The sequence below is a fragment of the Paenisporosarcina sp. P4_E4_2 genome (assembly GCF_056401595.1).
On sequence record NZ_JBFUJC010000150.1, the window covers coordinates 1 to 7351 of the forward strand.

The 7351-nt window shown below is 40.9% G+C and carries 12 protein-coding genes; 5 read left to right on the forward strand and 7 right to left on the reverse strand.

Annotation, left to right across the window (positions count from 1 at the left end):
* From AC1DSB_RS11370 to AC1DSB_RS11380, 3 genes are all read right to left on the reverse strand, one after another.
* Positions 1-266 (reverse strand): YolD-like family protein (locus tag AC1DSB_RS11370; RefSeq protein ID WP_477586745.1); only part of this gene is annotated, 266 nt, incomplete at its 3' end.
* Positions 266-490 carry a transcriptional regulator gene (locus AC1DSB_RS11375; RefSeq protein WP_477531478.1) on the reverse strand — a complete coding sequence of 75 codons (225 nt, stop codon included), beginning with the start codon at positions 488-490 and terminating at the stop codon, positions 266-268. The genes AC1DSB_RS11375 and AC1DSB_RS11370, both read right to left, overlap by 1 nt.
* Positions 491-650: 160 nt before the next feature.
* Positions 651-800 (reverse strand): hypothetical protein, encoded by a 150-nt coding sequence (locus tag AC1DSB_RS11380; RefSeq protein ID WP_477531479.1) that lies wholly within the window; start codon positions 798-800, stop codon positions 651-653.
* A 172-nt stretch (positions 801-972) separates the two neighbouring features.
* Between AC1DSB_RS11380 and AC1DSB_RS11385 the strand changes: the two genes are divergently transcribed.
* From AC1DSB_RS11385 to AC1DSB_RS11395, 3 genes are all read left to right on the forward strand, one after another.
* Positions 973-1947: a F510_1955 family glycosylhydrolase gene (locus tag AC1DSB_RS11385; RefSeq protein ID WP_477531480.1), complete on the forward strand. Its 975-nt coding sequence runs from the start codon at positions 973-975 to the stop codon at positions 1945-1947.
* Positions 1948-2361: 414 nt separating this feature from the next.
* Entirely contained in the window at positions 2362-2451 is a 90-nt protein-coding gene (locus AC1DSB_RS11390) for a YjcZ family sporulation protein (protein WP_477531481.1), read from the forward strand.
* 161 nt (positions 2452-2612) lie between these two features.
* Entirely contained in the window at positions 2613-3410 is a 798-nt protein-coding gene (locus AC1DSB_RS11395; protein WP_477531482.1) for an alpha/beta fold hydrolase, read from the forward strand.
* Positions 3411-3446: 36 nt separating this feature from the next.
* On the opposite strand, the gene AC1DSB_RS11400 is transcribed toward AC1DSB_RS11395, so the two are convergent.
* Complete coding sequence (locus AC1DSB_RS11400) at positions 3447-4115, reverse strand: TVP38/TMEM64 family protein (RefSeq protein WP_016429817.1); 669 nt, start codon at positions 4113-4115, stop codon at positions 3447-3449.
* Positions 4116-4338: 223 nt separating this feature from the next.
* On the opposite strand from AC1DSB_RS11400, the gene AC1DSB_RS11405 reads away from it, so the two are divergent.
* Positions 4339-4992 carry a plasmid pRiA4b ORF-3 family protein gene (locus tag AC1DSB_RS11405; protein WP_477531483.1) on the forward strand — a complete coding sequence of 218 codons (654 nt, stop codon included), beginning with the start codon at positions 4339-4341 and terminating at the stop codon, positions 4990-4992.
* Between the two features lie 106 nt (positions 4993-5098).
* Positions 5099-5197 carry a YjcZ family sporulation protein gene (locus AC1DSB_RS11410; protein ID WP_081637846.1) on the forward strand — a complete coding sequence of 33 codons (99 nt, stop codon included), beginning with the start codon at positions 5099-5101 and terminating at the stop codon, positions 5195-5197.
* Between the two features lie 258 nt (positions 5198-5455).
* On the opposite strand, the gene AC1DSB_RS11415 is transcribed toward AC1DSB_RS11410, so the two are convergent.
* The 3 genes from AC1DSB_RS11415 to AC1DSB_RS11425 are packed head-to-tail and all read right to left on the reverse strand — an operon-like array spanning position 5456 to position 7274.
* Positions 5456-5986: a cupin domain-containing protein gene (locus tag AC1DSB_RS11415; RefSeq protein ID WP_477531484.1), complete on the reverse strand. Its 531-nt coding sequence runs from the start codon at positions 5984-5986 to the stop codon at positions 5456-5458.
* 2 nt (positions 5987-5988) lie between these two features.
* Positions 5989-6618 (reverse strand): methylthioribulose 1-phosphate dehydratase, encoded by a 630-nt coding sequence (locus AC1DSB_RS11420; protein WP_477586746.1) that lies wholly within the window; start codon positions 6616-6618, stop codon positions 5989-5991.
* Positions 6615-7274 (reverse strand): 2-hydroxy-3-keto-5-methylthiopentenyl-1-phosphate phosphatase, encoded by a 660-nt coding sequence (locus AC1DSB_RS11425; protein WP_477531486.1) that lies wholly within the window; start codon positions 7272-7274, stop codon positions 6615-6617. The genes AC1DSB_RS11420 and AC1DSB_RS11425 overlap by 4 nt, the downstream gene beginning before the upstream one ends.
* Positions 7275-7351 lie beyond the last annotated feature (77 nt).

The window sequence follows — 7351 nt, forward strand, 5'->3', positions numbered from 1 at the left end:
TCTTTGATGATGCCGCGGTGATAGTGGATTTTGCCGCTCTTCCACGAAGTGAGGCGGGTTTCCATTCGGCTGAYGAGTGCGCGTTCGATTTCTTCCTGCATCGTATCGTAATCGAACGCGTCGAGTTCGGGCTTTTTGACCAACTCGTGTTCTTGTTGCCATTCGCGGAGTTGCGCGACGTGCTCTGGCAGCATCATGGCCGTCCATTTGATTTTGCCGCGATCTTTGAGGTCGCCTTGCATTTTTAATCCGCGGTTAATTTTCATCAGATCACGTCCTCTCGTTCTTTTCGAATGACGGGGACGGCTGCTAAGACATTGTCAAAGTAAAAAGTACGCTTTGCTTGCTTCGTAAAACAGTACGCCTGAAACGTGTCATGGTAGGCTTTGATAATTTTCACACGACGTTTGGTGATATTTCCATCCTTCGCTAAATAGACCATTTCCAAAATACCGTGCCGCTTCATGATTTTTACGATGTTGTCTTTCATTCAAGCCGCCTCCTTTTTTCTCATTATATGCGAACATTTGTTCTTTTATCAATGGTAATTAGAGGAGTTTTTACATAAAACGGTCCAATCATTTTAAAAGTATGTTCCAATTCAATAAAAATAACCCTTCAACTTGGAGTCGAAGGGTTATCGTATATCGTTATTCACCTATATAAAACAGCTTGAACATTATTTCACGTTGCGGCACTTGAAGGAGTTCGAATTTCTCCAAGAATGCTTCTTTGTCATAGAACGCTTGATGTATGCCAGGTTCATTCCCTTGAATGTCTGTGATAATCGCTAGTTTCATCTGTATCAATCCTTTGATCATTTTTCCTGTCTTTATTTTACCTCTTTTTCAGCTACATCTTGCTTCCAGGTTTATGAGCACAAGTTAAATCTACTTTTCGTGTAAAATGAAGGCAGTTAGCCGATGATGATATACGTACGGATTTACCATTCAAGGAAAGTGAGTGTGGAATATGCAAAAACGGATTCTTATGATGGGACTTATGAGTTTGATGCTAGCAGCCTGTTCATCAAATGAAAAGACCGAACACAATGAACACAAAGTAGAGAAATCAACTCAGGAGAGTTCTTCCTCTCCATCTGGAGATTTTTATAAGGAAACAACGGACGTTGAAGTATCTCATATTCATGGGCTTGGCTACCCTGGTTCAGGTGATGCCCTAATGCTTGCCAGCCACCACGGTCCTGTTTTGTATGAAGAAGGAAAATGGAAAGAAACAACGGGTGAGAAGCATGATTACATGGGCTTCCAAGCTGTGGCGGACGGCTTTGTTTCCAGTGGTCATCCTGAGCCTGGTTCGAAATATAAAAATCCGCTTGGTCTGCTCAAAAGTACAAATGCAGGCGAGTCGTTTGAGCAATATGCATTCGAAGGTGAAATTGACTTTCACTATTTAGCAGCTGGTTACAATACGGATCGCATCTACGTTTTTAATGAAACGCCAACTGAAAAGTTAGGAAACGGCTTTTATTATTCGGATGATTTAGGTAAGTCGTGGACYACCATGGATATGGGTGGATTTGAAGCTAACATGATGTCCAATATATCTGCACATCCAGATGAACCTGAAACCGTTGCGATTGGTACAGACCGTGGGTTGTACGTATCTAAAGATGCGGGCAAGACATTTTCCCTTGCTACGAAAGACAAGACAATCACTTATGCTTTGTTAAACGAACGACAGGCATATGTTGCGGAAATAGTAGATAGCAAAGTTCAATTGAATCAAATCGACCTTGCGACAAAAGAGGAAAAAGCCATGGCCATTCCAGAACTGAAGAAGGATAATGCGATTATTTACATTGCTGTGCATCCTACTGATGACAATGAAATATCCATCGCAACATTGAAAAATGATGTGTACCAAACAACTGATGGCGGAGCTAATTGGAAACAAATTTTAGCTGCCGGTAGCGTTTCTAAATAAAAGCGATTCACTGTAAAAGCACTTTTCACTAAGCACTAATTGTCTGAAAGGCGTTTAGTCTAGTGTCTGTAGGGAACGATATGGATAACTACTGGATGAAGGTGAGGAGTAAAAAGTGAATAGCTGGACAGTATCTTGTCTTGTCTTCGTGTTGGCATTCGCTTTACTTTTGCATGTATGGAAAAAATCCAATAATTCTCAGAGACGATTGGCTTCATTGCATATATTAACTATATTAACCATATAATATTTATACTATGAAGAATCTTGCTTGAACAACAAACTACGAGGTTCGTAGACTTGGTCCTTTGCCTGGAAACATAGATTTATTTATATTACCCAAGACATTGCCCCATATGCAGACCGTTGTATTACGTATAATACAACATCTCATTATGAAAGGCGGTGTTATCTATGGGATATAACAACTGCGGATCTTCTTTCGCTTTACTTGTGGTACTTTTCATTTTGTTGATTATTGTCGGAGCTGCTTTTCTTTACTAATTAAAATAATCGCAAGGAAAAGAAAACCACTCTCACAAGCACTCCGAGAGCGCTTTGTATGCGCTCTCCCCTATTATTTTTGGACAAGCCCCGTTTCTGAGAATTAAAAGAATAAGTAACACCTTAGCTGTTGTTTTCATTCGAGTGCACGAGGGAACATTATGATTAGAGGTGATTGGATGGGAACATTTAAGAGTAATGGAACGAGTCTAACATATGAAGAATATGGATCCGGTGAGCCTCTATTGTTACTGCATGGGTTAACCGGCAATCGCCATATGTTTGATGCGGAAGTAAAAGTATTCAAGAAGTATTTTCGAACAATCGTACTAGATGCACGTGGGCACGGGGACTCCGAGAAACCATCATCGTATACGTTAGATGATCATATCGGCGATGTACTTCGATTGCTTGAACATTTAGGGATTGAAGAAACTTATTTGCTAGGTGTCTCAATGGGCAGCTATATTGCGCAAGGTGTAGCAATTGCTTCACCGGAACGTGTGAAGAAACTGATTTTAGTGGCAACGAAATCCCAAGGGAAAACATCTTCAATGGAAGCCTTGTTTGCCAAACATGCAAAAGAACTTGAAGGAATGGACTTTTCAGAGAAAGTAGCCAAAGTCTCTCCATATATTTTTCATGACCTCAAAGCTGTCGGCAAGTGGAGTCACTATGCTGCTGAAAAGGGTTCACCATTGACCGCTAACGAGATTGAAGCTGCAAATGAAGCGTTAGAGGGCTTTGATTTCCGTGAGGATTTGTATCGTATAACAGCTGAATCATTGGTCATCAGTGGTGATCATGATGGATTGAATCCGCCTGAAGTAGGACGTGAAACAGCGAAATTGATTCCGAATGCCACGTTTGTGGAGTTCAATCAGTCAGGACATGCGCCTAATGTGGAACAACCCTTGCTGTTCTTGGATTTCGTACTCGAATTTTTAGATCAAAAATAAAACCCAGCTCACACTTTGTGAACTGGGTTAGTCTCTTTAGTTAGAGGGTTTCCGTTTTTTTCGAACAAGTTTGAACAAGTAGTATAACAATATAGCACTCACTAAAATGACCCAAATCATGGCTTCATCAATTTCCTTTGAGACTAGACCAGCGGGAATCAGTGCCAGGATGAAAAAATAAATAAAATTCCCGATGGTCGTGGCAAGAATAAACGGCCAAAACCGAACCGTGCTCAATCCTCCCAATATATTGACCAAACTAGTCGGGACTAAAGGGAAAATCCGCGCTTGGAATACATAAGCAAATCCATTCGCTTCTATTTGTACAAGTAAACCTGGTTTGAATTTTTCAATCAATCTTTCTTGAAACAAGAAGCGGACGGCACAGAAGACGAAGACTGCGGCGATTACACTGGAAATCCAGCTCCATAAAAAACCATCAAAAAATCCAAACAGCGTAATGTTGATGGTAATTACTAATAGTAAAGGAAACACCGTAAACGAATTTTGGAGAATCATGATGACCAGCATAAATATATATGCATAAAGCAGATTATCATCCAAAAAATCTTGAATGCCTTCGACGTCACGATTTACGAGAAGAGTAATGATCTGACGATTTAATAGTAAAAAAATGAGCAGCAACAATAAGCCAGCCCAAACCAACCAGTTTTTATGCGTGAATTTGTTGATCGCTTCTTTCATTCGTCACCCACTTGTATCTTCCTATGGAAATAATTTTATTGTGCAATAAATTAATTTTCTTCTATCATACCATGTTTCTTAAAATTGATAGAAATGGGAACTGTAAACATTTCCAGCTAACGCCGTTTTTTATAACAATGAGGCCTCACCAATACTCTCCAGAAAACCAGAACAAATGCTTCTGTGGTATGATGGGGAAAAATTCTAAAGTAGAGGTGATATCTTGAAAGGCTATCAATTTCTTGTCACGCTAAATTATGTAAAACCGAAAGTATGGCGTCGCATTATCGTACCTGAGACGCTCGATTTTTATGATTTACATTCGATTATCCAAACCTCAGTCGGATGGACAAATAGTCACTTATTTAATTTCTCCATCGACGATTCCAAGAACAATAAAACGATTCAATTAGTCGGCGATGAAGAATCGGTTTCAGAAAACTTCGGCATGGCCCAATACTATATGAAAAACCCGCCAGAAGAAGGATCGTATGAATTCAGAATGTATCAACGGTTTATCCGTACTCAGCTATTACTCGCACGCGATGTGGATTTGACCAAATACGTCCATGACTCCCCCGTATTTCGCTACATGTATGACTTTGGAGACAGCTGGGACCACGAAGTGGTGCTCGAACAAGTAGTGGATGATTACGCGTATAATTATCCGCAACTGCTCGAAGGCAAAGGTACTTGCCCACCTGAAGATGTGGGAGGTCCGCCTGGATATGACGAATTCAAGCGTGTCATGAAAGACAAAGATGACCCTGAACACGCGGGGATGAAAGCATGGGCAGAAGGTCAAGGGTATCAAAAGTTCAACTTAGCCAAAGTAAATGCCGTCTTGAAAGAAGAATGGTGTGGCCAAATAAAATAAAGTGAAGCAAGAAACAATCTTGTGTAATGAACCGTGATTTTTTCCCGAGTCAGTGCCAAAGATGTGCATATGCTAAAGCATCCTTTCTAAAAAGGTGGTGTAAAGCATGGGATACGAATGCTGCAATACTAGCGGTTCTACGTTCACGTTGATTGTTGTTCTCTTCATCTTGTTAATTATTGTCGGTGCGAGTTGTCTATACTAATTTATAGAAATTAACCCTCACATTCGACTATGACGCACGACTCTTTCTTCCCCCATCGTGTGTAATAAGTACAAAAAACCTGACTCCTTACGGGATGTCAGGTTTTATTGTGTGTCTGGAAAGGATGATTTTTTCCGTGTCTAGGCGAATGGACGAAAAGCGGCTACGAATGGTCAAAAACTTGGGCTGACTGGATGAAAATCAATCTTGACTGGTCAAAGACCTTTATCAAGTGGTCAAAAAGTAATCAACCTTTAATTAAGCGACTGTTTCCTTCTCGTAAATCGGTACCCAGCCTTCTGTCGTGACAAAGATGCGTACTGCTACAACTTTACGGTCTTCCATCAGCGTAAAGTAGTGCCGAACATTTTCAGGTACAGAGATTAAGTCTCCCGGTTGCAACTCGACATCAAAGAACTCTCCGTCTTCCGATTGAATGACGAAAATGCCATGACCGCTGACGATGAAACGCACTTCATCGTCTTCATGATGGTGCTCCTGTTGGAAATTTTTCAACAGTTGTTCCAAGTTAGGCGTTGATTCAGAGAGTGAAATCACATCCGCTTGCTGGTAGTTGCGTCGCTCGGAAATGTCAGCAATTTCGATTCCGAATGCGGATAGAATCTGATGTTTTTCTTCATCTGTTAAATTGAATTTTTCACGAAGATTGGTTGGAAGCTTCTCGATGTCCCATTTTTCATAAATAACTTCATTGCTGTTCAAAAAGGCGATGACTGCTTGCTCTTCTTCAATGCGTTCGTTGTTTGCGTGTTTGCGAATGTATGCCATTTTTAATAACTCCCCACTACATGTTTTATAGTTGCTATTTTCACTTGGTACGAGAATAAAAATTCCCATGCTTCCAAATATTTTTTCGCTTCAAAAGCGTCTTTGCCCCACAYCGTGATGCCGTGATTTTTAATCAGGATTGCTCCCGTGTCCCCTGTTACATAACGATCAAATTGTTCAGCAAGTGTCGGGATATGCGCGACATTTGGAATGATCGGAATGCTGACTTTGGCATCTTGTTCCCAGGAACCGAGTGCTTTAATAATTTCATTTCCGGTGAAATCGATATGTGTATCATGTTTATACAGTTCTGTGATGACATTGTTGTCAATCGTGTGCACATGAAGGACACAACCGGCATTTGTTTTGTTATAAATCTTAGCGTGGAGCAAAGTTTCAGCCGATGGCTTTGACATCGTTTCCTCCAACTTTTCACCAGCTGCATCAACCAGTAAAAAGTCATGATCCGTGAATTTCCTTTTGTCCTTACCGGATGCTGTAACGAGGAATGTAACCGGTTCATTCGTTACCTTAATCGATAAATTACCACTCGTTCCGTAGAACCAATCGCGGTCTGCGAGTTCTTTTTTTATGGCCGCAAGCTCGTTCCAACGGGAAAAGTAATTGCTCATGTGCGTACCTCCAATTGCTTTAAAATGTGAATCACGTCTGTAAATGTTTCAAATGGCTCAAAAGGAATATCGAGTTCTTCGCATTTTTCGATGAGGAAGTCCCGCGCTATGACTTTGTCTGCCAGTTTGGCCGCTTGCAAATCGGTAATGGAATCACCGATGACGATTTTGTAAGTGTTGTCGTCACTCAGTTTGCGGATAATGGATGGTTTACAACAACCACAGCCATTCGAGCAATGTTCATCGCATGTATGAGGCCAGTTGATTGTGATGGTTTCTCCAGAAAAATCTGCCACATTGCAGTAAATACGGTCGTCTTCTATATGTTCCTTCACGAGTGGCTTAACAAAGAAATCAATGCCTCCAGATACAATAAAGAGTGGAATCTTCTGTGCTTTCGTATAGGCCACAAAATCCTCAAATCCTTCTCGAATTTGTGCCTGTTCCAATACAAATTGGGTAATTTCATCTTTTTGGTCGGTTGATAGCAAGTTGAAAAGTTGTGTCACGCCTTGTTGAATGGTTATTTGTTGGCCGAGAATCTGATCTTTAATCGGCTCCCACTCGGGGGGTGCGAATTTTTTCATGATGGCCATAATGTTATCTTTCGTGGTAATCGTGCCATCAAAATCACAAAATATAACGGGTTGTGTCATCGTACTTTGTCACCCCACAATTCCAGTGCTTGTTGCAGTTCTGCATTTGTTTGCGCAGCCTCTGATAAGGTCTTCCT